Source organism: Leptolyngbya sp. UWPOB_LEPTO1, assembly GCF_017302695.1.
Classification (GTDB): Bacteria; Cyanobacteriota; Cyanobacteriia; order Leptolyngbyales; family Leptolyngbyaceae; genus Leptolyngbya; species Leptolyngbya boryana.
The window spans coordinates 354,007-376,890 of sequence record NZ_JAFLCJ010000004.1 but is presented as its reverse complement, the minus strand read 5'-3'; the positions used below and the strand labels follow the sequence as shown (position 1 = coordinate 376,890).

26 protein-coding genes are annotated in these 22,884 nt (G+C 47.3%); 16 read left to right on the top strand and 10 right to left on the bottom strand.

Going from position 1 to position 22,884, the window contains the following annotated elements:
* Window positions 1-54: 54 nt before the first annotated feature.
* Window positions 55-1,356 carry a CO2 hydration protein gene (locus J0L70_RS09305; protein ID WP_287454170.1) on the top strand — a complete coding sequence of 434 codons (1,302 nt, stop codon included), beginning with the start codon at window positions 55-57 and terminating at the stop codon, window positions 1,354-1,356.
* A gap of 115 nt (window positions 1,357-1,471) precedes the next feature.
* Here the strand turns inward: J0L70_RS09305 and J0L70_RS09300 are convergent, their stop codons facing one another.
* Complete coding sequence (locus J0L70_RS09300; RefSeq protein ID WP_017290227.1) at window positions 1,472-1,873, bottom strand: fasciclin domain-containing protein; 402 nt, start codon at window positions 1,871-1,873, stop codon at window positions 1,472-1,474.
* Window positions 1,874-2,262: 389 nt separating this feature from the next.
* Between J0L70_RS09300 and J0L70_RS09295 the strand changes: the two genes are divergently transcribed.
* A complete protein-coding gene (locus tag J0L70_RS09295; protein WP_017290226.1) occupies window positions 2,263-3,216 on the top strand; it encodes a LysR family transcriptional regulator in 954 nt (317 codons plus the stop codon).
* Window positions 3,217-3,274: 58 nt separating this feature from the next.
* Here the strand turns inward: J0L70_RS09295 and J0L70_RS09290 are convergent, their stop codons facing one another.
* Window positions 3,275-4,465, bottom strand: a complete 1,191-nt coding sequence (locus J0L70_RS09290; RefSeq protein ID WP_287454168.1) for a Coenzyme F420 hydrogenase/dehydrogenase, beta subunit C-terminal domain — start codon at window positions 4,463-4,465, stop codon at window positions 3,275-3,277.
* Between the two features lie 209 nt (window positions 4,466-4,674).
* Here J0L70_RS09290 and J0L70_RS09285 point away from each other — a divergent pair, with 209 nt between their 5' ends.
* Complete coding sequence (locus tag J0L70_RS09285) at window positions 4,675-4,968, top strand: nucleotidyltransferase family protein (protein WP_190653044.1); 294 nt, start codon at window positions 4,675-4,677, stop codon at window positions 4,966-4,968.
* A gap of 79 nt (window positions 4,969-5,047) precedes the next feature.
* On the opposite strand, the gene J0L70_RS09280 is transcribed toward J0L70_RS09285, so the two are convergent.
* The gene (locus J0L70_RS09280) at window positions 5,048-5,539 is read right to left on the bottom strand and encodes a CPBP family glutamic-type intramembrane protease (RefSeq protein WP_287454166.1); all 492 of its coding nucleotides are present in this window, start codon (window positions 5,537-5,539) and stop codon (window positions 5,048-5,050) included.
* A 164-nt stretch (window positions 5,540-5,703) separates the two neighbouring features.
* On the opposite strand from J0L70_RS09280, the gene J0L70_RS09275 reads away from it, so the two are divergent.
* Window positions 5,704-6,306: a Uma2 family endonuclease gene (locus J0L70_RS09275; RefSeq protein ID WP_287454165.1), complete on the top strand. Its 603-nt coding sequence runs from the start codon at window positions 5,704-5,706 to the stop codon at window positions 6,304-6,306.
* 25 nt (window positions 6,307-6,331) lie between these two features.
* Here the strand turns inward: J0L70_RS09275 and J0L70_RS09270 are convergent, their stop codons facing one another.
* The 3 genes from J0L70_RS09270 to J0L70_RS09260 all read right to left on the bottom strand — a co-directional run bounded on the left by J0L70_RS09270 (window position 6,332) and on the right by J0L70_RS09260 (window position 7,175).
* On the bottom strand, window positions 6,332-6,601 hold the full coding sequence (locus tag J0L70_RS09270; protein ID WP_287454164.1) for a type II toxin-antitoxin system RelE family toxin: 270 nt from the start codon (window positions 6,599-6,601) through the stop codon (window positions 6,332-6,334).
* The gene (locus J0L70_RS09265) at window positions 6,598-6,801 is read right to left on the bottom strand and encodes a RelB antitoxin-like protein (RefSeq protein ID WP_017290220.1); all 204 of its coding nucleotides are present in this window, start codon (window positions 6,799-6,801) and stop codon (window positions 6,598-6,600) included. The genes J0L70_RS09270 and J0L70_RS09265 overlap by 4 nt, the downstream gene beginning before the upstream one ends.
* A gap of 224 nt (window positions 6,802-7,025) precedes the next feature.
* Entirely contained in the window at window positions 7,026-7,175 is a 150-nt protein-coding gene (locus J0L70_RS09260; protein ID WP_287454163.1) for a hypothetical protein, read from the bottom strand.
* Between the two features lie 117 nt (window positions 7,176-7,292).
* On the opposite strand from J0L70_RS09260, the gene J0L70_RS09255 reads away from it, so the two are divergent.
* The 3 genes from J0L70_RS09255 (at window position 7,293) to J0L70_RS09245 (ending at window position 10,574) form a co-directional block, all read left to right on the top strand.
* Entirely contained in the window at window positions 7,293-7,655 is a 363-nt protein-coding gene (locus J0L70_RS09255; protein WP_017290217.1) for a GIY-YIG nuclease family protein, read from the top strand.
* Between the two features lie 2 nt (window positions 7,656-7,657).
* Window positions 7,658-7,891, top strand: coding sequence for a hypothetical protein (locus J0L70_RS09250; RefSeq protein WP_017290216.1), 234 nt, complete (start codon window positions 7,658-7,660; stop codon window positions 7,889-7,891).
* A gap of 217 nt (window positions 7,892-8,108) precedes the next feature.
* A complete protein-coding gene (locus J0L70_RS09245; RefSeq protein ID WP_287454161.1) occupies window positions 8,109-10,574 on the top strand; it encodes a TIR domain-containing protein in 2,466 nt (821 codons plus the stop codon).
* Between the two features lie 28 nt (window positions 10,575-10,602).
* Here the strand turns inward: J0L70_RS09245 and J0L70_RS09240 are convergent, their stop codons facing one another.
* Both J0L70_RS09240 and J0L70_RS09235 read right to left on the bottom strand, forming a co-directional pair.
* Entirely contained in the window at window positions 10,603-11,010 is a 408-nt protein-coding gene (locus tag J0L70_RS09240; RefSeq protein ID WP_287454160.1) for a type II toxin-antitoxin system VapC family toxin, read from the bottom strand.
* On the bottom strand, window positions 11,010-11,369 hold the full coding sequence (locus tag J0L70_RS09235) for a hypothetical protein (protein WP_287454158.1): 360 nt from the start codon (window positions 11,367-11,369) through the stop codon (window positions 11,010-11,012). The genes J0L70_RS09240 and J0L70_RS09235 overlap by 1 nt, the downstream gene beginning before the upstream one ends.
* A gap of 56 nt (window positions 11,370-11,425) precedes the next feature.
* Between J0L70_RS09235 and purC the strand changes: the two genes are divergently transcribed.
* The 8 genes from purC to J0L70_RS09195 all read left to right on the top strand — a co-directional run bounded on the left by purC (window position 11,426) and on the right by J0L70_RS09195 (window position 19,418).
* Window positions 11,426-12,154, top strand: a complete 729-nt coding sequence (gene purC, locus J0L70_RS09230) for a phosphoribosylaminoimidazolesuccinocarboxamide synthase (protein ID WP_190653051.1) — start codon at window positions 11,426-11,428, stop codon at window positions 12,152-12,154.
* Between the two features lie 180 nt (window positions 12,155-12,334).
* A complete protein-coding gene (locus J0L70_RS09225) occupies window positions 12,335-14,662 on the top strand; it encodes a BamA/TamA family outer membrane protein (RefSeq protein ID WP_287454156.1) in 2,328 nt (775 codons plus the stop codon).
* 2 nt (window positions 14,663-14,664) lie between these two features.
* Window positions 14,665-15,537: a UDP-3-O-acyl-N-acetylglucosamine deacetylase gene (lpxC, locus tag J0L70_RS09220; RefSeq protein WP_287454155.1), complete on the top strand. Its 873-nt coding sequence runs from the start codon at window positions 14,665-14,667 to the stop codon at window positions 15,535-15,537.
* A gap of 21 nt (window positions 15,538-15,558) precedes the next feature.
* Window positions 15,559-16,062, top strand: a complete 504-nt coding sequence (gene fabZ, locus J0L70_RS09215; RefSeq protein WP_017290209.1) for a 3-hydroxyacyl-ACP dehydratase FabZ — start codon at window positions 15,559-15,561, stop codon at window positions 16,060-16,062.
* Between the two features lie 69 nt (window positions 16,063-16,131).
* The gene (gene lpxA / locus J0L70_RS09210) at window positions 16,132-16,938 is read left to right on the top strand and encodes an acyl-ACP--UDP-N-acetylglucosamine O-acyltransferase (RefSeq protein ID WP_017290208.1); all 807 of its coding nucleotides are present in this window, start codon (window positions 16,132-16,134) and stop codon (window positions 16,936-16,938) included.
* Window positions 16,939-16,980: 42 nt separating this feature from the next.
* On the top strand, window positions 16,981-18,144 hold the full coding sequence (lpxB, locus tag J0L70_RS09205) for a lipid-A-disaccharide synthase (RefSeq protein ID WP_287454154.1): 1,164 nt from the start codon (window positions 16,981-16,983) through the stop codon (window positions 18,142-18,144).
* A gap of 60 nt (window positions 18,145-18,204) precedes the next feature.
* Window positions 18,205-19,182, top strand: a complete 978-nt coding sequence (locus tag J0L70_RS09200) for a hypothetical protein (protein WP_287454153.1) — start codon at window positions 18,205-18,207, stop codon at window positions 19,180-19,182.
* A gap of 38 nt (window positions 19,183-19,220) precedes the next feature.
* The gene (locus J0L70_RS09195; protein ID WP_287454152.1) at window positions 19,221-19,418 is read left to right on the top strand and encodes an element excision factor XisI family protein; all 198 of its coding nucleotides are present in this window, start codon (window positions 19,221-19,223) and stop codon (window positions 19,416-19,418) included.
* Between the two features lie 154 nt (window positions 19,419-19,572).
* On the opposite strand, the gene J0L70_RS09190 is transcribed toward J0L70_RS09195, so the two are convergent.
* A complete protein-coding gene (locus J0L70_RS09190; RefSeq protein ID WP_326498280.1) occupies window positions 19,573-20,544 on the bottom strand; it encodes a heme o synthase in 972 nt (323 codons plus the stop codon).
* A 38-nt stretch (window positions 20,545-20,582) separates the two neighbouring features.
* Window positions 20,583-21,503 (bottom strand): COX15/CtaA family protein, encoded by a 921-nt coding sequence (locus J0L70_RS09185; protein WP_287454150.1) that lies wholly within the window; start codon window positions 21,501-21,503, stop codon window positions 20,583-20,585.
* A gap of 304 nt (window positions 21,504-21,807) precedes the next feature.
* Between J0L70_RS09185 and J0L70_RS09180 the strand changes: the two genes are divergently transcribed.
* Window positions 21,808-22,881, top strand: a complete 1,074-nt coding sequence (locus J0L70_RS09180) for a cytochrome c oxidase subunit II (protein ID WP_287454148.1) — start codon at window positions 21,808-21,810, stop codon at window positions 22,879-22,881.
* Window positions 22,882-22,884 lie beyond the last annotated feature (3 nt).

Sequence of the window (22,884 nt, the reverse complement as noted above, 5' to 3'; positions counted from 1 at the left end):
GGATACCCATCATCGATCGCTCATTTGCATTCTTGATCCAGGAGAGAACTGACCATGAACATGCCCGCTCCTCGCACGAAGCTGCCCCCATCACAGCATCCTTTTGCTGACGTGATTCATCGTTTGGAAGCAGGGGGTGCAATGCTTCCCGATACGCCTGAGAATCTGATGCAGATTATTGGGCTATACAAAGCGTATGCTGTGCCAATGGATTTTTACTGGCGCGATTTGCTCTATATCGGTGAGCAAGTGTTTCTGAATCCGCTGCCCATCTTCAAATATTTCATCTCCGATGAGTATATGAAGCGCCACAATCACTATGCAGGCGATGACGCTGATCTGCGGATTTGGCGAGGCACAGCAGAAGCGCATCCAGAACTGATTGAGTTTATGGAAAAGGGCGAACTCAATCAGAAATTGCCGCGCGCATTCCATCACCTTTGGCACGATCGCATCAACATGGAGTTTGCGGAAGAATGTATGCGATCGATGTTGTGGCATCGTGGCATGTATGTTCCGGTGAATCAGTTCGATCCGTATCTCGATAGCGATGAATACAAGGCGAATGCCGATCGCGCCATCAAGGCTTATTTCCGTAAGAATCCAGTGATGGCAGGCTTGTACAAGCTGTTCCCAGATATGTTTATGGAACAGTGCCGTCAAGCATCGTACTATGCGAATCTCGGATTGTTCTGGGAAGTGATGGCTCCTGTATTCTTCGAGATGTCAGATTTGTATGATGAAGGGAAGATAGCGACTGTCCCGCAAGCGATGGACTTCCTTGTGAATGGAATTTTCGCGATCGCAGGTCGCCCAATTTATCATCATGTGTACATTGATGGTGAATGCTTTGAAATTATTCCTAAGTCAAAAGGATTCACCTGGTTATATGAGGCAGCGTTGCCTTATGTAGAAGCCGTCTTTTACAGAACGTCTCCGTTCCGAGGTACGAAGTCCTACAACGCTCAGGCAAAACAGGTTCCTGACGATCAAAAGGACTTCCATTACGGTGTTCTGTATGCGGACAAGTTTCCAGTGGGAACGGCTGGAATTCCGCCGACATTCTTAGCTCAGGATATGTTGCACTTCTTGCCGCCTTATTTGGTGGACTATTATAAGCAGCATTGTCGCGGTGAGGATGACATGCTGGTGCAGCTTGCCGTCAGTTTTCAGCGATCGATGTATTGTGTCACCTCTGCCGTGATTCAGGCATTACGCTGTGCATTGCTGTATCCATTGGATGATACAAATCCGAATCACTTGATGGCGAATCGACGGTTCTTTGAATCTCAGTTGGATCGATTCTTGCGCCCAGAATCCCGAATCCGGGAGATTCAAAGCCAGGATTATCGGTAAAATGACGCGCTGTTGTCAGGAATTGCAGAGGGCGATATGCCTGACAACGTAGCTTCATTCCACAAAAAAGAACGATCGTCTAAATGACGATCGTTCTTTCAAACTCACCCGATATCTAACCCATCAGAATCACGGTATCAATCACATGAATCACGCCGTTATCTGCCTCGATATCTGCTGCTAAGACGGTTGCATTCTTCACCTCGAACCCATCCTCAAAATGAAATGGAATCGGTGAGCCTTCGAGCGAAGGCAGCGATCCGAGTTTCTCTAAATCGGCTTTCATGTACTTACCAGCTACGACATGAAACGTCAGGATGCGAGCTAATTGAGGGATGTTTTGCACTAACGTTTGAATGGTTCCAGGAGGAAGCTTAGCAAACGCTTCGTCGTTCGGTGCAAACACCGTAAATGGTCCCGGGCTTTTCAGCGCATCGACTAGATTCGCGGCTTGAACTGCCGTTACTAATGTCGTAAACGAACCCGCGCCAACTGCAATATCAACAATGTCTGCCATAGTGCGATCGCAAAATAAAGGACAAAAGGGAGGCTAGAATTTTTCACACCATTAGCATCACATACCAACCGGACGCTAATTCAGTTCAGTTAGAAAATCTCTGTTAGCAGCCATAAGGAAAGCGTTGCACGCCATAGACTGAAGGGAAGCAACGGACTGCAAAAACTACAATCTGCGACTCGCTCCGACAAAACTTTGAATCGTACAACGCCAGATTGGAAGGGAGCAATATGCTCTTATGCATTATCATAGCTACAAAACCTATAAGAAAAAATCACTGTTGTCTATGAAAAACATAGATTTGATTCTATACAGTGGTTTTTTGATGCTCCGATTAAAAGTTTTTTCCGCTTGTCAATCTGCCATTTCTCGAATTAGGAGAGTTCGCTTTGCAAAATGCTACATTGCACCAACTAAAAGTTTTTGAAGCGGTCGCACGTCATAGTAGTTTTACACGCGCCGCTGAGGAATTGTTTCTCACTCAGCCAACCGTCTCGATGCAAGTCAAACAACTGTCGAAAACAGTTGGATTGCCGCTCTTTGAACAAGTCGGTAAACGTTTGTATCTGACGGCAGCGGGCAAAGAGTTGTACTCGACTTGTCGAGATGTGTTTGAACGGCTGGATCAGTTTCAGATTTCGGTGGCTGATCTCAAAGGGTTGAAGCAGGGGACGTTGCGCCTTGCGGTCGTTACCACTGCGAAGTATGTGATTCCGAGAATTTTGGGGCCGTTTTGTCAGCGGTATCCAGGGATCGATGTGTCGCTGACGGTAACGAACCATCAGTACGTGCTAGATAGCTTGGCAGATAATCGGGATGATTTGTACATTCTGAGTCAGTTGCCGGATGATTCGGATGCTCATTGTGAGCCATTTATGGAGAACCCGCTGGTGGTACTTGCTCCCCGGACGCATCCGCTCGCACATGAGAAGAATATTCCGATTTCACGGATTTGTGAGGAGCCGTTTATTATGCGGGAACCCGGATCGGGGACGCGGAAGGCGGTGCAGAAGTTGTTTGATGCTCACGGGTTGCCCTTGAAGGTGAAGCTCGATTTGGGCAGCAATGAGGCGATTAAGCAGGCGATCGCGGGTGGAATGGGATTATCTGTTCTCTCGAAGCATACGCTGGCGCTGGAAGGGTTAAATAATCAACTGACGATTTTGGATGTTGAAGGCTTCCCGATCGAGCGGTCTTGGTATGTGGTGCATCCGTCTGGAAAGCAGCTTTCTGCGATCGCGAAGGCGTTCTACGACTACTTGATGAATGAAGGGAAGCAGGTAGCTGAGGCAACTTCGCTGCTGGGCATGGAACAACAGCAACCGCAAAAAGTTGAGGTGTAGCTTTTGTTCAGTGGGGTTAGAAGTTGGAGTTGTTGAAGCACTCCAACTTCTAACAGCTTCAATCCGGTAATTTATATTGTTCGACGATGCGTTTTGCATAGTCGGGAACATGTTGCTCTAGTTTTTCAGGATGATTGCGTTTCACATACAAATAATTGCGAGTGAAATGAGAATCGATCGAGAAACGCGCATATTCCAATCCTTTCGGTCCGATTTTCTCAATTACAACACCCATCAGCTTTGCTGCCCACATGGGTAATGTGACTGCTTTATCGTAAGCCGGAATACTTTGCTGGACAGCTTGACGTCGATCGCCTTTTGATATCACGGGTTGAGTTTCAATCTGGTCTTGAACGAGATCGAGCATTTCTTGTCCGCGATCGTTTCTCACGACAATCCACTGCCACCCAAACGGCGCACCCATATAGCCAACGACTAAATCGGCTAACGAATTTACATAGTCAAAGCAACTGAGACAAGAGGGTGCAAACACGTCTTTGAGTTCGTTTGTTTTCAAGCCAAAGAAGGGGACTAATTCAGTTGAGCCGTCTTCGTGTTTGAAATGCACTTGGAAGTCTTGCATGAATTCGTAGTAGACCACGGTTTCGGGCGATCGACTGGTGGTGTCTAAGAATTTCTGCAAGCCTGCACGGGTGACATTATCGGTGCAAGGTGTGCCTAAAACATAAAGCTTCTCAAGCCCCAGTTTTTTCTCAACGGCTCTCAAAGCTTGAATTTGACACCCGACTCCGATGACGAGAAGCCGTTTCATTCCCGATTGTTCGATCTGCTCTAAAACTGAGAGATTCGGGGAAAGTGTTGGCTTATTGACCCGAGCTGCGAGAATTTCTTCGGGTGTTGTGGCGATGATGGGTTTGGGTTGGAATCGGTCTTCTTCGGTATTTTGAACGCAGACGACCCCTTCGACCATGCCGCGAGTCAGCATTTCAATGGCGATCGTGCTGACAATTCCTGTCCATTGTGCTCCGGGAATCGGTTCTGTTTTGCGGGCTGCCATCATGTCTTGGCTGACTCCGAAATACAGATCGTCTTCGTTTTCTAGATCTCGGCTGCGTCCGTGCGTTTGAGTTTCGAGTTCGGGGATCTGCTGATTGATAAACGCGCAGGCTTCTTTAACGTAGTGAATATAGTAGGTGTCGCACAATCCACATTCGCTGCACAGTTCTTTCGCAGGACGACGGCTCGACGGTTTTAGCGCTTTTGCTTTCTTGTGAGGAACTAGGGTCATTGTTAAAAAAGAATTTTCTCGATCGCTATTGATCACAATACCGTGATCTGAGGCGCGATCGACGTAATCAAAAGTTGTGAAAGCATTTTGCTAGCATAACTTACAGGATCTCTCAGGTTATGATTCGCTATTTTCCGGGTGAATGGGTCGATCGTCTACTGCGATCGACCGATGAATTAGGATCTAGAAGATGAGCCAGATAAAATGCGATGAAAAATTTAGAGGAAATTCGACAATGGCTGGTGCTGCATAAGCCAATTCTGCAAGAGCGCTATCACGTGAAAGAATTGGGAATTTTTGGTTCTTATGTAAGGCAAGAGCAGACAGAAACGAGTGATGTTGATTTGCTGGTGGAGTTTTCTGAGATACCCAGTTTATTGAAATTTGTCACTTTAGAGAACTACCTCAGTGATAGTCTCGGCATCAAAGTGGATTTAGTTCATAAATCTGGCTTGAAGCCTCGGATTGGGGAACGGATTTTAGCAGAGGTTGTTTATCTGTGAGTCAACGATATACGGAGGACTATCTTCAGGATATTTTGGATGCGATCGCGAAGTCGCCAAGTTTATGAATTTCCAATTGCTATCTCTGCAATCGAAATAAATCTAATCCACCTAGCACTAACAGCCAAGTAGCAACGATTGACCAATGAATGACGATCGCGCTCCAGATCGATTTGCTTCTAAGGTAAGAAACCGTACAAACAATTCCCACCAGTCCTGCGCCGATCAAAAAAGCAGGTGTTCGGAAGAATGCAGGCACGAAGGGATGCAGGTGATAGACCAAAAATAAAAGCCAACTAAAAGAGATCGCCCATTTTTGCGATCCAGTCCGAGGAATCAGCAAGCCTCGAAATAAAAGTTCTTCATTTACTCCCGGCATCCAGAACGAACTGAAGAGAACGGCAATGATCGTTTGCCAGTTTGACTCGGGTTGGAACTTGAGGAAGTTTAGGCTGAAACCGATCGGTAAATAAATTGCGCCGAAGAGTGTGAGGAGTACGAGCGCTTCTTGCCAATCTCTCCACGTTGGAACGGTGAGAAGTGCATCCCGGAGTCGAAGTAAAACTTTCATGATTAGTTTTCTCGGTTCGTAATGGCGATGATTCTACACAAGAAGGTCTGAGGATTTGGGTGAAAGGTGGGCGATCGCTCAATTGGCTCGTGAGTTCGGAATCAGTTCGTCTAGAATTAGGATTACATTTGAAGTGTAAATGTACTGAGTCGGGAGCAGGAATCATGACGACGTTGCTGATTCAATCGGAGCCAATTCCTTTAACCGTTAGCTTTCCGGCGCTGGTACAGATGACAGACAAGCAGTTTTATGAGTTTTGCCTAGCGAATCGGGATTTGCGAATTGAGCGGACGGCGAAGGGAGAAGTGATTATTATGCCGCCTGCTTTCTCGGATACGGGCAATCGAAATGCTAAGATTACGGCGCAGCTTGGGGTGTGGGCTGAGCAGGATGGGACGGGGGAGGTGTTTGATTCGAGTGCAGGGTTTACGTTGCCGAATGGGGCGACACGATCGCCAGATGCTTCCTGGATTCGATCAGAGCGGTGGAATGCGTTAACTGATGAGCAAAAAGCTTCGTTTGCGCCGATTTGTCCTGATTTTGTGATTGAACTTCGGTCTTCGAGTGATACGCTGAGCAGACTGCAAGCGAAGATGCAAGAGTACATTGAGAATGGGGCAGTGTTGGGGTTTTTGATCGATCGCAAAAACACGACGGTTCACGTTTATCGTCGGGGTCAATCGCCTGAGATTTTGGAGCAACCTGAGATGGTGAGCGGTGATCCAGAATTACCAGGATTTGTGCTGCGGATGGCGAAGATTTGGTAAATAGATTTCCAGCTTTCCGCCATTTCTAAGGAAAATACCGATAAATCTCGCTCCGATGCAAAACACGAGCAAACGTCAAAGTGTTCTCTTCAAAGAAGAAGCCAATGCGGTAATCTCCTACACGAATTCGATAAGCATTATCAAATCCATTAAGTTTGCTCAGATTGTTGATGTCTTCCAATCGCTCAAATTTAGGAATCTCATCAAATACGAGCGAATTTATAGATTCAAATCCTGTACTACTTTTGAGTGCCTTCAAGTCTTTCAGAAATTTAGGCAAGTATTCAACATTCACTCTTTTTCCATTTCCTTGCGGGCTTCTTCTAAACTCAGAGGCTCCTCGCGACGGGCTTCGAGCATGGCGCGATAAAGTCCTTCATCTTCGATCGCTTCAATTAACTTCCGATAATCCGTAATATCAATCACAACCTTGCGAATTTGTCCTTCCGCATCTGTAATGAATTCCTGAGCAAAGGGATAGTTTTGAGCGCTCATTTGATCGAGTCACATAGGCGTGCAGTTTCATCTTAATCTGGAATCCTTGCTAACCCAAGCTGTTCAACTTGCAATAATCGTTCTCGCGATCGTAAATCACGGTTCAGTGATCGATGCAATGGCGAATGAGTGCGATCGCAAACTCTAATATCGAGGTTTACAATCGACGAAACTTAGGGCTTCTCCGTCGAGGAAACCTACAATTGCCATTTCTAACACAGCTTCTACGGGATAGTTAATGGCTTTAGCGCGTCGTTTAATGCTGCCTGAATGTGGGGCGGAAATGCGGCTACCATCATCCGGGCTGCAACTGGGCTTAAATGCTCGATGGTTTCTGGTTCTGGATTGAAGGATTCGACACTGCTGGAAGTCATGGTTCATCCCTCATCTGGCTAGTAGGTGTGACTTTTAAGGGGTTTATTCTTCCTACAATCTTACAGTGGTAAAATTGCGCCTTACGAACATCTATTTCAAGAGGCGGCTTTACCACGATGCAATTAGAGGAAGAAGCCCAAACCATTCTAAATCGGCTATCCTTGATGCCTTTTGATGAGTGCTATCCGCTAAGTCGTGAGTTTAGAAATATGCCTGCTGTCGGTGGGTTGTATGCTGTGCGCCATCGAGCAGAAGGAATCTTGTATATTGGGTTAGCGGTGAGTCTGCGGCGGCGATTTCGAGATAATGGGCATAAGGCTTTTTTTTGGGCGTTTCTGGATTGTTACAGTCCTTTTGATATCCGTATTGCGGTAGAACTGCTCACGATTCAGTCTTTTCGAGAGGGCGATCGACTCGAAACACTGATGATCCGATCTGCACAGCCACGCTATAACGTTCGTAAGAAGCGGGAGGAATAATTATGCAAGCCCAAACTCGTGAACATCTTAGCCCAGAGGTAGCTCAAGCATTTCTAGATGGACTGCCGGAGAAGATTCGGTTGGGGCTTTTAACTTATGCGGCGCAGGTGAATTTTCCCGTTGAGGCTGTGATTGAAATGGCGATCGCTGGTTTTCTTGATGAGGATGCGGTCAATTTTCCGGGCTGCAATCCCGTTTCTGTAGATTTTGGCAGCAAGCCGACGGGTCTGAGTTAGAACGACGGATGGATTTGTGATGAGAAGCCGCAATCTGATGAGGATGCGGCTTTTTTGATGGCGATCGCTCAATTGACTCATGAGTGTGATCGCAGAGATTCAGGGGTTAGTGGTGCGCGATCGTAATTTTTTCAAATTAGACTGAAAGACCTTGGATTGATTACATTGAGAAGAAAGAATTCTCTCATTCTCTTCGATCGATGATGAGTATTGCCCCATGACCCTGAAGCTTTTCATTTCTTATGCGACCAGAGACGAAATCTTCTGCGATGAACTCGATACGCATCTTGCTTTGCTGAAACGTCAGGGCTTCATCGATACTTGGAGCGCTAGGGATATTACTGCCGGAACGGATAGGGCACAAGCGATTGGTAATCTCCATACTGCTGAAATTATTCTGTTGCTGATTAGCCCAAATTTCATTGCTTCTGACTACTGTTACGATTCCGAACTGAGTCATGCGATCGAGCGACATCAGCAAGGCAAAGCCCGCGTTGTTCCAATTATTGTTCGCCCTTGTGAATGGAAATTTGCTCCCTTAGATCAACTGCAAGCAATTCCGAGCAAGCCGGGTGAAGGCATAAAATCAGTTACTCAGTGGGAGAATCGAGACGAAGCATTTCTAGCTATCGCTCAAGAAATTCGTAGAGTAGCGAAGGAACTGAAAGAGGTTCGCTCGATTCCAAAACCTACATCTCAGAGGAAAGAGACGATCGAAGAAATTCGATCGCGCTGTCGCCAAACGATGATTTCTCAGTACAACTCGATTCGACTGTTGAACCAAACTGAGATTATGGTCGATCAGCTCTATGTTGATGTGTGGCTACTGAAGCGTCCACCTCAGACATTACAGCCAGGCTTGAAAATGTGGGCGTTGTTTGATTTGCGGAACGATCGCTTGGGGATGGGCGATCGCGATATTCGGGCTGACGGAATGGAGATTGCGAATCAAAGAAATCGCTTGCTGATTCTAGGAAAACCAGGGGCGGGGAAAACAACGTTCCTCAAGCATTTGGCAGTAGATTGCAGCAAGGAGAAATTTCAATCAGATTTGATTCCTGTCTTGATCGAACTGCGACAGATTCGATCAAGAGATTGGAAACTGTTAGATGCGATCGCTGAACAGCTAGAGCTATCCCCTCAGCAAACAGAAAAGTTGCTAAAGCAAGGGCAACTGCTGATTTTGATGGATGGGCTAGATGAAGTGCCAAGCAGTGGATTTCGAGGCAGCGTCCAAAGGCAGGTGTGCGAGCTTGCTAAAAAGCCAGAAAATGCGGGGAATCGATTTATTCTGACCTGTCGAACCCAGATAATTACTGGAGAAATGCCGCAGGGCTTTATGGCTGTCGAGGTGGCAGACTTCACACCAGAGCAAGTCCAGCGATTTGTCGAAAATTGGTTTTGTGCGAGTGGATTGACGAAAAACGAAGTTGAGCAGCAATGGCAAAAATTTGCGGATGCGATCAATCAAAATCCAGCCCTTAAAGAATTGACTGTCACGCCAGTGCTATTGAGTTTGATGTGCTGGGTTTTTGAGGATACAGGAGAATTACCGACTCAAACGACTTCGCTTTATAACCAGGGAATCAATTTACTCTTGGAACGATGGAATGAGTGGAAAGAAATTCCTGAATGGGAGATGGGAAACGAAGTCTATCGTGCCCTTACTCTGGATCAGAAGAAGCAACTGCTCACTAATATTGCAGCTTGGAAATTTGAGAATCCAAAGAACTTTGTGTTGTTTGAGCAGGAAGTTCTGACGCAGCAGATAGTCAAACTTCTCAAGCTTAAAAAAACGAGTGATGGAGAAGCGGTATTGCGGGCGATCGAGGCGCAACATGGATTGCTTGTTGAGAGAGCCGATCAGCTATGGTCGTTTTCTCATCTCACTTTTCAAGAACACTTCATTGTACAGTGGCTGACTCAACTTTCTTCTGAGCAACTTGCTAATAAAATTGCAGATCCTCAGTGGCAAGAGCGGGTGAAGCAACTCGTTAAATTTCAGCCGTCTGACAAATTGCTCAAACTGATTAAACAGGCGATTGATCAATTTATCTCGCAAAATGACAAGAACCAAAGGTTTCTGATGTGGGTTTGTCAAAAAGCTGAATCTGTTAATTCACCATACAAGCCTTCTGCACTTCGGGCGTTTTACTTTACCCTCGCCCTTGTTCTTGCTCTTGCCCTTGCTCACGATTTCGACTTTGCCTGCGACCTCAACTTTGACTGTGCTCTCGACCTTGCTCTCGACCTCGATTTTGCCCGCGACCTCGACCTCGACTTTGCCCGCGATCTTGCTCTTGCTCGCGACTTCGACCTTGCCTGCGACCTCGACCTCGATTTTGCTCCCGACCTTGCTCTCGACCTCAACTCGAAACTATTGGATGAGCTACAACAGCTTAGAGAACAGTTACCCCAAAACTTGTGTAAGCAGGATTTTGAGTCTTTCAAGCATTGGTGGCATAAGGAAGGGCAGCGGTGGACTCAAGCATTGCGGCAAGTAATGATCGACCATCTGAATATTGGTGAAGACTGGCAGCTCACCAAATTCCAGAGTCAAGCTCTATGGCAGTACTACGATGCCAACGAATTTCTGGTCGAATTGCTGAAGGAGGGGAGAGTCAGTGAGGAGGTGAGGCAGGAAATTGAAGATAAGCTGCTGTTGCCAATCAATAGGCTCTAGAGGCGCAACGTTCGGAGACCGAGCTTTATCACCCAGTCACTTCAAGATTTTCAGGCAAGACAACGGGGATCTCAGCGTCAATGAACCCTCTGACATCTCGTGTGACAATTGCATCGGCTTGATACACCGTTGCACAGACATACTGTACTGCGTCTTCAAAATCATTGAAGTTTAATGCTAACGCCTGCTGCACTACTTCCAAATCAACAGCACAGATCGTTAAATCCGTCAGGACTTGAGCGATTGCATCTTGAGCAACCTCTCTTCCTGATGCGCGACGAACAATATAGTAAATGTTCGTAATCGTTGTTGCAGCAATCAACCCTTCGATTTCTCCAGAATCAATTCGCTCAAATAATCTTGCGGCATGTTCTAAAAAGGGTTCTCGCCCCTGCAAAAAGTCGAGAACAACATTCGTATCAACTAGAACCCGCATTACTTATATTTCTCGCTCAGATAATCTACATATTCTTCCTGAGCATCGCTCCCGACGTCTGAAGTTTTGGCAATCCCTTTCAGACGTGACAGATTTCCCCGCTTCGGTTTCGGTTCAGTTTCTTGCTTCAAAGACTCTAAAAGCGCTTGAACCAGTTGCCAGCGATCGTGAGTTGACAATTGCAGCACTTGTTTTTGTAACTCTTGAAGGGTCATCTCTTCAAAAACACGGAAGTTGTTACCTGTCATTGTAATCGGTTTGAGTTTTCCGAACGTCGAACCGCGATCGCACTTCGGAAACCGCAGAAATCTATTGCGTATGATCGAGGGTGCGATCGCACGAACAGATTCATGATTCACTCATGCCACGTTCCGGAGTTGTACAATGATGAGCGTTCTAAAATTCTTGTCGTCCCATGTCTGTTGGTCAAAAACTCTACGAAGGCAAAGCTAAGATTCTCTACGCTACAGAAGATCCAGAAGTTTTGCTGACATATTTCAAAGACGACGCGACGGCTTTTAATGCTCAGAAACGCGGCAGCATTCAGGGCAAAGGCGAAATGAATTGCGCGATCGCCACCCATCTTTTCAAATTGATGATTGCCAATGGAGTCCCAACTCATTTCATCGAGCAGACTTCAGGCAACGAAATGCGGGTCAAAGCCGTCAAAATTATCCCCTTAGAAGTCGTCGTCAGGAACATTGCAGCCGGAAGTCTCTGTCAACAAACAGGACTGAAGTTAGGCACGACCCTCAATCCCCCCCTCGTCGAGTTCTATCTCAAAGACGACGCGCTCGGAGATCCCTTATTGACTCCCGATCGACTGCGAGTGCTCAATCTCGCATCAGCCGCGCAAATCGAGCAACTGATTCAAATGGCAAACCAGATTAACTCGGTCTTGCAAACTTTCTTTCAGCAATGTGGCATTACATTGGTGGACTTTAAGTTGGAATTTGGAACAGATTCGAACGGAGAAATTATCCTGGCAGACGAAATCAGCCCGGATACCTGTCGGCTCTGGGATCAATCCGAAACCGATCCCGATCGTCGCGTCTTAGATAAAGATCGCTTCCGGCGGGACTTGGGAAATGTGGAAGGTGCTTATCGGCAAGTAATGGAAAGGGTGCTAGGTCAGACGGTATGATCTGCAAAATGTTGAAAAATGCAGCATCAGCCAGTTGAAAATCCTTCACATGGATGGGTATTGATACTCAGGGTGCGGTACAATCTTGCCGATTAGCGGGATCGTGACTAACTTCTGTGATGTTGTTGTGTCTGCTTTGAGCAGAAAGAGTGTGAGGACGTGCGAAAAACTGTGAATACTATGCGCTTATCTCCTGTTGTGATGGCTGCGGTTGCGTTGACGGCAACGCTTGGCTTGTCGCATTCTGCTGAGGCAAAATCGCCCCTTCAGCCAGCTAAATTGACGGATCGATCGACCGTTTCCAAATCTAAACCTTCTGCAAAAGATGTCGTTGTGAAAACGACTCCTGCAATGCAGACGAGCCAGCCTGTCGAGACGCGACTGAACGGAAAAATGGCTCCAGTAATCGCTCAGGCAGGAACGATCGAGCAAGAAACGCCCGATCGGATTCAAATTAATCCAACGGCTCCCATCACGCCGACTACGCCGACTCTTCCAACGGTTCCAGAAACCGCACCGATTACGCCTGAAGGACAGCAGACTCCTTCAGAAACGCCTTCAGAAGCGGTTCCAACCCAGCCTTTACAGCCAGGGCAGCCAACTCCTCAACCAGAGCAGCCAACTTCCCAACCCGGACAACCGACCCAACCTCCCGCTGAAGCTGAGCCAAGAGTGTTAGTGTCTGAAGTCGTTGTCTCAGGTGTTGACGGGGAATTGCAGCAAGAAGTCTATCGCGTGATTCAAACTCAGCCCGGACGGACAACAACGCGATCGCAGTTGCAAAATGATATCAACGCCATCTTTGCGACTGGATTCTTCTCGAATGTGAGAGCGACCCCGGAAGATACACCGCTTGGAGTGCGGGTCACGTTTGAAGTAACTGCGAATCCGCCGTTGAAGTCGGTACAGCTTGAAGGCAGCCAAGTCGTCCCCGCAGATGTGGTCAATCGAATCTTTAGCCCTCAGTACGGCAAGATTACGAACTTCCGAGATTTGCAGAGCGGCATTCAAGAACTGACGAAATACTACCAAGATCGTGGATTTGTCTTGGCGCAGGTGATTAATGCACAACAGCCGCAGATTAACCCAGACGGAACGGTTGTCTTGCAGGTCGCAGAAGGTGAAATCGAGCGGATTCAGGTTCGATTTATTAATAAAGAAGGCAGCGATCGCGATGCCAAAGGCAATCCGATTCGGGGTAGAACGCGGGACTTTATTATTACGCGCGAACTCGAATTAAAGCCTGGACAAGTTTTTAACCGTCAAATTTTAGAGCGCGATTTCCAACGGCTATTTGGACTGGGACTGTTTGAAGATCTCCGTCCGTCTTTGGATGTGGGTGAAGATCGCCGAAAAGTGGTTCTTGTCGTAAATGCGGTCGAGAAAAATACCGGGAACATCGGGCTTGCGGGCGGTTTTAGTTCAGCTAGTGGCTTCTTTGGAAGTCTCAGCTATGGACAGCAAAACGTTGGCGGGAACAATCAAAAACTGAATGCTGAAGTGCAAATTGGTCAGCGAGATCAGCAGTATGAACTGTCGTTTACTGATCCTTGGATTGCAGGTGATCCGTACCGGACTTCTTACACTTTGAGTGTGTTCCGACGCAGAACAATTTCGCTGATTTTTGATGGGGGTGATCCCGAAGTTCGACTGGGAAATGAAGATCGCGATCGACCCAGAATTAATCGTACAGGTGGCGGCATTAGCTTTGCCCGTCCGCTGTCGCGCAATGTGTTTGAGCGAGCCGAATGGACAGCTTCACTCGGATTACAGTATCAACGAGTCACCGCAACCGATGCAGATGGAATTCGTCGCCGAGTCGATGAATTGGGCAACCCGCTGACCTTTGATCCTTCGGGTAAAGATGATTTGTTCACCGGGCAGTTAGTACTGAGACGCGATCGCAGAAATGATTTTCTGCAACCGACAGGCGGCTCCGTTCTGCAATTTAGTACCGAACAATCGCTACCGATTGGGTCAGGCAGTATTTTCTTCAACCGATTGCGGGGAAGTTATAGCTTCTACATTCCGACTCGATTGACGAAATTTACGCCTGAATGTCGCGATCGCGATACCCGTCGAGTTGATTTGCAGAACCAACCTCAAGGGCGCTGTGCCCAAGCCTTTGCGTTCAACATTCAAGGTGGAACAATCCTGGGAGATGTGCCGCCGTATGAAGCGTTCCCGTTAGGTGGAACCAACTCGGTACGCGGTTACGATGAAGGCGATGTCGGAAGTGGTAAGAGCTACTTGCAAGCGACCGCAGAATACCGATTCCCGATCTTCTCGATTATTTCGGGCGCGCTATTCGTCGATGCCGCGACTGATCTCGGATCAGGCGATAAGGTTCCAGGAAATCCGGCAGGTGTGCGGGGGAAACCTGGCAGCGGTTTGGGCTATGGAGTTGGCGTGAGAGTGCGATCGCCCTTAGGTCCAATTCGGATCGACTTTGGTTGGAATGATCAAGGCGGCAACAACATTCGCTTCGGCTTTGGGGAGCGATTCTAAACATGGTAAGCACGCAGAATCAGGGGCGCAAGACTCGACAGGTGCAACGATCACTTTGTCAAAGCTTCTCTTGTTATGGAGTCGGACTGCATAGCGGCGAAGAAACGACAGCGAGAGTGTTACCTGCTGAGCCAGGACGAGGACGATATTTTGTTCGGACAGACTTACCTGGTGTGCCTGAGATTCCGGCTCGAATTGAGTCGGTGCGTGAAACGATGCTGTCAACCGAACTGGTAAATGGAGATGCCAGAATTCGCACAGTCGAGCATTTGCTGGCATCTCTCACAGGCATGGGCATTGATAACGCTCGCATTGAAGTTGATGGAGCGGAAATTCCCTTATTAGACGGCTCTGCGCGATCGTGGACAAGCGCGATCGCCCAAGCAGGAATTGTCGAGCAGACCGAAGAGAAATCTGCGATCGTCATTTCCGAGCCTGTATTCGTGCGTCATGGCGATGCATTTGTGGCGGCATTGCCATCGAGCGAACTGCGATTTTCTTATGGCATTGATTTTGATCTCAGCGCGATCGGAAATCAATGGCACAGTTGGAAATTTGATCCAGAGACATTTGCCACCGAAATTGCTCCAGCCAGAACATTTGGATTAGCTCATCAGATCGAACAGTTACGAGCGAATGGTTTAATTAAAGGCGGATCACTTGAAAATGCGTTGGTTTGCAGTAGTGAAGGATGGATAAATCCACCTTTGCGCTTTTCAAATGAACCAGCGCGCCATAAACTTCTAGACTTAATAGGAGATCTCAGTTTATTGGGGACGTTGCCAACGGCTCATTTTTTGGCGTACAAGGCGAGTCATGAATTGCATACTCAACTCGTGCGTCAACTGTCTGAGATTTTACCTGCACATTTTTAGTTCTATACTCCTTACCCGCCCATGACAACCGTGATCGAAACCCATACTGCACCGCTCGAAAATGTTGAGACTCCCGCTGAGCCTGAAGTGAAGAAAACCTTCACCACTGAGGAGATTCATCAGCTTCTGCCGCATCGCTATCCGTTTGCTTTAGTCGATCGCATTATCGATTTTGTGCCTGGAAAATTGGCGGTTGGAATTAAGAATGTCTCGTTTAATGAGCCTCAGTTTCAAGGGCACTTTCCAGGTCGCCCGATTATGCCGGGTGTGCTGATTGTTGAAGCGATGGCACAGGTTGGTGGCGTTGTTTTAACTCAAATGGCAGATGTGCAAGAGGGCTTGTTCATGTTTGCTGGAATCGATGGTGTTAGATTCCGTCGTCCGGTTGTGCCAGGTGATCAACTGGTTATGACTGTGGAACTGCTTTCAGTCAAGGGTCGTCGATTTGGAAAGATGCGCGGTCGTGCCGAAGTTGACGGACAACTTGCGTGTGAAGGTGATTTAATGTTTGCGCTAGTCGATTAAGATTAGTGCGATCTGAGCCTATGTATCGATCGCGGCTATGTCTTCCTTTTAACCCTTCTACCCTTCGCTATGGCCCCAACCTTGATCCATCCGACCGCTGTAATTCACCCGAATGCTCAACTTCACCCAACCGTCCAAGTTGGCGCATATGCTGTGATTGGAGAACACGTAAAGATTGGTGCGGGGTCAAGTGTTGGGCATCATGCGGTGATTGAAGGGTGGGTTGAGATTGGGGAGCGGAATCAGATTTTTCCGGGTGCTGCAATCGGGCTTGAACCCCAAGATTTGAAATACGACGGATCGCGGGGGCTAGTGAGAATCGGCAACGGCAATCAGATCCGAGAATATGTCACGATTCACCGCCCGACCTTTGCCGATCGCATTACGCTCATCGGTAATGGCAATCTGCTCATGGCTTATGTGCATGTGGGGCATGAGTGCGTGATTGAGGATCAAGTGATTATTGCCAATTCGGTGCAGATGGCGGGACATGTGCATATTGAATCGAAGGCGAGATTGAGTGGCGTGATGGGCATTCATCAGTTTGTCTGGATTGGGCGACATGCGATGATTGGAGGCATGAGTCGCATCGATCGAGATGTGCCACCGTTTGTGATTGTTGAAGGAAATCCGTCTCGGATTCGGGCATTTCATCAGGTCGGCCCGCAGCGATCGGGGTTTTCGTCAGAAGATTTGAGTTTGTTGAAAAAAGCGTATCGTACTGTATTTCGATCGGGCTTGGCGATGAATGAGGCGTTAGAGCGATTGGATCTATTGCCCGAAAATGAGCATGTCCAGCATTTTCAGCGATTTCTGCAACTGTCAATGTTGCCAGGGCGTAGAGGATTGACTCCGAGTGCGACGTTGAAGGACTGATTCGCTGTGTTTGCGGATCAGAGGATCGAGACAGAAGGAGTTATGAAAAAGCGAATTTTTATTAGCACGGGCGAAGTCTCTGGCGATTTGCAAGGCTCATTACTCGTCAAAGCTCTCTACGAACAAGCTAGCGAACTCGGAATCGATATCGAAATTCTGGCACTCGGCGGCGATCGTATGGCAGCAGCAGGTGCAAAACTTCTCGGCAATACGGTCGGAATTGGGTCGATCGGGATTATTGAAGGTCTACCCTACCTTCTGCCGACGCTGAAAGTTCAGAAACAAGCCAAGCGATATCTCCAAGCGCATCCGCCCGATCTCGTTGTGATGATGGATTATAGCGATCCAAACATCAGCATTGGCTTATATGTGCGGAAGCACTTGCCCACAATTCCAACGGTGTACTTTATTGCGCCTCAAGAGTGGGTGGTCAGAATTAATCAGAAGAAAACGGATTGGATTGTGCAGATTAGCGATCGCATTCTCTCGATCTTTCCTGCTGAGGCTGAATACTACGCCGAACATGGTGCGAAAACTGAATTTGTCGGACATCCTTTAATTGATCGCATGAAAGATGCACCTGATCGGAGTTCTGCTCGCGAAAAGTTAGGGATCTCGTCCGATGAAACGGCGATCGTGCTTGTTCCTGCTTCGCGTCAGCAAGAAATTAAATACATGCTGCCTGCAATTTTTGGCGCGGCACAGCAGATTCAGGCGAAACTTCCCGATGTGAAATTTCTGATTCCCTTGTCGTTGGAACGGTATCGATCGCAAATTTTAAGCGCGATCGCACAATATGGCTTAAATGCTGTGATTGTAGAAGGTTCACCCTTGAACGCGATCGCTGCCGCAGATTTAGCGATTACGAAATCGGGAACCGTGAATCTTGAAATTGCGCTGCTCAATGTTCCGCAAGTTGTAATGTATCGATTAGCCCCTTTTACGGCTTGGGTGGCTGAGCATATTTTGAAATTGGAAATTCCCTTTGCGTCGCCCCCGAATTTGGTCGGTATGAAGGAGATTGTGCCGGAGTTTCTTCAAGATGCAGCAACCCCAGAGAATTTAGCGCGATCGGCAATGGAATTGTTGCAGACAGAGAAGCGGGAGAAAACGATCGCCGATTATCAAGAAATGAGACGGAGATTAGGAGAACCTGGTGCCTGTCGTCGGGCAGCGAAATCAATGCTGGAAATGGTGGGAATGTAAGTATCAGGCTACTTTTATCTCATGGTATATTTGAACTAACAATTTTAATTGTCGATCGAGATGCAGATCAAACTCTGGCAATTTGCTTTAGCTTTGGCAGTCTTTGCGTCTATTGAACATACCAGAGCATCCTCATGGATACAAGGTAGAGGCACCTTACAACTCACAACTAACTTAGAGAATCGGCAAGTGTCGCAAGAATTTTTAGAGCAGTTGGTACAGCAGAGTCAGCGAGCGGCAACAGAGTTTACTCGTCCATATGCTGAGCGACGTGGGATTGAAACACTAGATCGAAATGCTGAAGTTGTTTTAGTGAGAGTGCCATTGAATCAATTGTCAGATGCACTAGCGACGAAAGCAGTTCAGTCGCTTCGCAACGTGTTGGAAACAGAGATCCAGATTTATCGAAACTCACTATTCACTTATCAATTGGTTGGGCATGATTGGTCATTAATGACAGAGGGGTTTCGATATGCTCAAACCTCTGTCAAGACACCAAATGGATTAATTGAACTCTCAGATCAACTCAAACAACCCATTATCAGATTTCTTGTGAGTGATACGGGAGGAAAGATTGGATATGACTTGATTGAGAACGGCAAACTTGTCGAGTACTTCCGATTCTTTGAATATGAAGAAGATGATTCTCCCGACTCGACCAAATATGGCATTCAGCCAAAGCGATTTGTCTGGTTTACTCCACCAGAAGAACGTGACGAAGACGAAGATCCAGACCAACCTTCTCAAACCGCCTACTTTTGGTCAAGTCGCCGTCAACTCACAGACAAAGAACTACAGCAGGGGTACGACCTTGTATATCGTCTTTTTCATGAATACGACGCGTATGATCCTGCGATCGATGGCGACTATCTAATTGGATACAATGGCAACATCGATTACACAAAGCCGCAACGAGTTCAAAATTCAGGATTTAGACTAGGAGGCATCTACGAGAATCGTGATGGTCAACTGCACCCTAAAGAAGTAGGGTCAATTCCTGAACTTATGAGAGTAGATTACTTTGTCTTCAGGGAGTAAGTACGATCCCAGATATCTAAGAATAGTGAAATTGAAGCATGTTATTGAGTAGAAAACCTGAGGATAGATTAGAACACTATCGCCAGAGTATTAAAGCATTGCTCACGCGGTATGCGGAGTCGATGAGTCAACATCCAGAGCCAAATGTTGAACTTAAGCTTGTTTTTGATACAGAGAATGATCGTTACCTCTTGTTAGATGTGGGCTGGTGCGTCAAGAAACGAGCGCATCACTGATTTTGCCGTTTCGTAGCGCGATCGCAAATTCTGCTCAAACAAAGCAAAAAGAGTTTCTCAATGTCTTCAGGAAATTCTGCTAGACATTGCTCATATCATGTAAAAAAGCCGGAGCTTCCGAAAAAACTCCGACTTCTTACAATTTGGGCAATGCCTACAGTAATGTTCCAATCACCGTTTGCATGTGTTGAGCGATCGCGCTAACCATCTGATGCGTCATCGGCAGCGAATCAATTCCCATACCTGCACAGAGCAGCATTAAGTACAGAATCGAATATTTGAACGTCGATCGAGCAACCATCAAATCCGATGGAGCCTGCATCAACTTCCAAGCTTTCTGAACAAAAATTCCGCCCAACAAAAGCGCGATCGTCGCATAAACTGCTCCCATCACATGCAGTGGATAAACGAGCAAGAGCGAAACCGGAATCAAAGACAACGTGTAGTAAAAAATTTGCTTACTGGTTGGTTCATTGCCATCAACAACGGGCAACATTGGCACGCCAACTTTGGCATAATCTTCGCGAATCATAATCGCCAACGCCCAGAAATGGGGCGGTGTCCAAAGAAAAATAATCGCAAATAAGACCCAAGCTGCCCAACTCAGATCCCCTGTGACCGCAGCCCAACCCACAAGCGGAGGAATCGCGCCCGCCGCACCACCGATTACAATGTTTTGGGTGCTGTGACGCTTGAGCCAGTGAGTATAGACGACAACGTAGAAGAAAATGCCTGACATTGCCAAGCAAGCACTGAGAAGATTCGCGAAATAGGTTAATAAGCCAAATGATAATACCGCTAACGTAATCGCAAAAATCAAGGCATCTCGGGGACTCACCCGCCCAGAAGGGAGCGGACGAGAGCGAGTCCGCTCCATGATGTAATCGATATCGCGATCGTACAGACAATTAATCGTATTTGCTGAGCCTGCGGCAAACGTACCACTCAACAAAGTTACGATCAACAACACAGGATCAACTTGACCTTGAGCTGCGATCCACATTCCGCCTGCAGTCGTGATGAGCAGCAGCAAGATAATTCTTGGCTTTGTTAACTGCCAATAGCTTTTAATCACTTGCAGAACATCTTGGTTATGGCGAATTACGCCTGTCGCTGAATTTTGCATTTCCATACCTGGTCAAACGAGAGAGTAGAACTATAGGTTTAAGCTTCGGCTTCGAGGGCTGGAGTCGAGTCTCTCAGCGCTAAAACCGTAAACACCAGTAAAGTCCCAAGCAGTGCGGCTCCAGTAGCTTGATGGGCAACCGTCAAAGGTTCAACCTGTAGCCGTAGCTTGAATGTTGCAACGCCCAAAGTTAACTGAAGAACAAGCAACAAGCCAGCAACGTTGATTAAACGACGGAGGAGAGGATGCAGCGCTGGAGTCCGCCAAGCCAAAATCACCAAAGATAAAACTGCGATCGTCGGTGGAACAATTCCCGCAATGTGGCTATTCATCACGCTGCATAATTGCGATTGTCCAAAACATTGATGCAATGCCCACTGAGAAGAAACTAAGCCGCCCAGAATGCTTTGAAGATAGACAAAGCCAGTTGCAGCAACACCGAACCAGCGAAGCTTACCGACTGTTCCGGTTCCCTGATAGGGCATTAAAGACGTTGCGATCGCCAGCAAAGTACTAAAGAACAGTAATCCAGTTCCAAGATGTGCCGTCACAATGTCAAACCGTAACAATTCTGTAACAGTTAGACCTCCTAAAACACCTTGGAAAACCACGAGAAATAGTGCAAACACGGTTGCCCAGGGTGTCCATTTTGGCAGGTCTTGCCGGAACCACCAAGCGACTGCCACTAGCGCGATCGCGCCAAACCCGATCGAGGTTGCAATCAATCGGTGAAACCATTCTAGAAAGACTTCTAGATTCATTTGCGCACGAGGGACAAATTCGCCATAACACAAGGGCCAATCCGGGCAAGACAATCCTGCGTTCATGACGCGTGTGGCGCTGCCCAGTGCCATCAAGAACAACGTTGAGATCGCGAGCGCAAAGACGAGCCGCGTAATCCAACTGCGAGCCGCAGCGGGTCGAACGAGCGTTGAGGGGTTAAACGATGAATCAGACATAGAGGTATTTCGCGGGGCAGGTTACTAAAACTGTCCAAAACAAAATAAAAGTTTATCAATTGCGAGAGCATCCGCTCTAAGCTCTACTTTAGACATGGAATCCTAGAACGCCTGCGACCTTTGGGAATTCTTCGGATTTGAGAAAAACCAAATCGGTATCCTGTAATACTTTCAGCTAGATCCCAAAGAAAATCTTAAAGTTCAGGTTGAAAGTGGGCATTTTCTGGGCAACCTGACCTACCGTGGAAGGAGACTAGACCAGGATCTAGAACTCTTGAAGTCGTAAAGGCAAGATGGGTGAGCCGTGAATATTCCTAGTCAAATTTCAACTCTTCTTGCAGGCATTGTTTTGACGCTTGTCAGCCTCTGGTATGGTCAAAACCATAACCTGCTTCCCGTGGCGGCGACAGAAGCTGCGCCACTGGTCGATAATTTATTCAATGCCATGTTAACGATTGGGACAGGTATTTTCCTGCTCGTTAACTTTGTATTGGTGTTCGCATTGTTACGTTTTCGTCGGAAGTCAGGTGATGAAAGCGATGGTGATCCAGTTCATGGAAATATTCCGCTCGAGATTGTCTGGACAGCGATTCCTGCCATCATTGTGTTAGGCATTTCGATTTATAGCTTTGATATCTACAATTCTGAAGGTGGCTTCGACCCGATGGATCATTCGGTCGCGCATGGACAACATCGTCAGATGAAGGGATCTGCAATCGCTGCTCCTTTAATCGCAGACGTTGATCCCAATCAAGCCACAGATACAGCCGTGAAGCAAAATCCAGTCACAGATGCGGTTGAAGAAGACATTCCCGCTCGTCGTGATGCTCCGGTGATGGGCATTGAATCTCCCAAGGTTGGCAGGATTCCTGCCGGAAAAGAACCGCTGACGATTGCAGCAGCAGGCATGCAATATGCTTGGCTATTTACTTACCCAGACGAAATTATTTCTGGTGAGTTACATTTACCCGTGGGTCGTCCTGTGGTCATGAATATCACCGCTAACGATGTGCTGCATGCGTTTTGGGTTCCTGAGTTTCGCTTAAAACAAGATGCGGTGCCGGGTCGCCAATCTGAGATTCGGTTTACGCCGACTGTCGAAGGAGACTATCCAGTCATTTGTGCTGAGCTTTGTGGGGCGTATCATGGCGCGATGAAGACACATGTTTTGGTTGAATCGCAAGAAAGCTATGACGCTTGGCTACAAAGTATGAAAGTGGCGCAGGCAGATGAACAAAACCGAGCGATCGCGCTCAGTCCAGCACAGATGACTGATGCGGAATATCTTGCTCCTTATGCTCAGGATGCAGGGGTTACTCCTGAAATGCTGCACCAGCTTCACCCGATGAGCGAAGGCTCAGAAGCGTATTCCTCTTAAGAA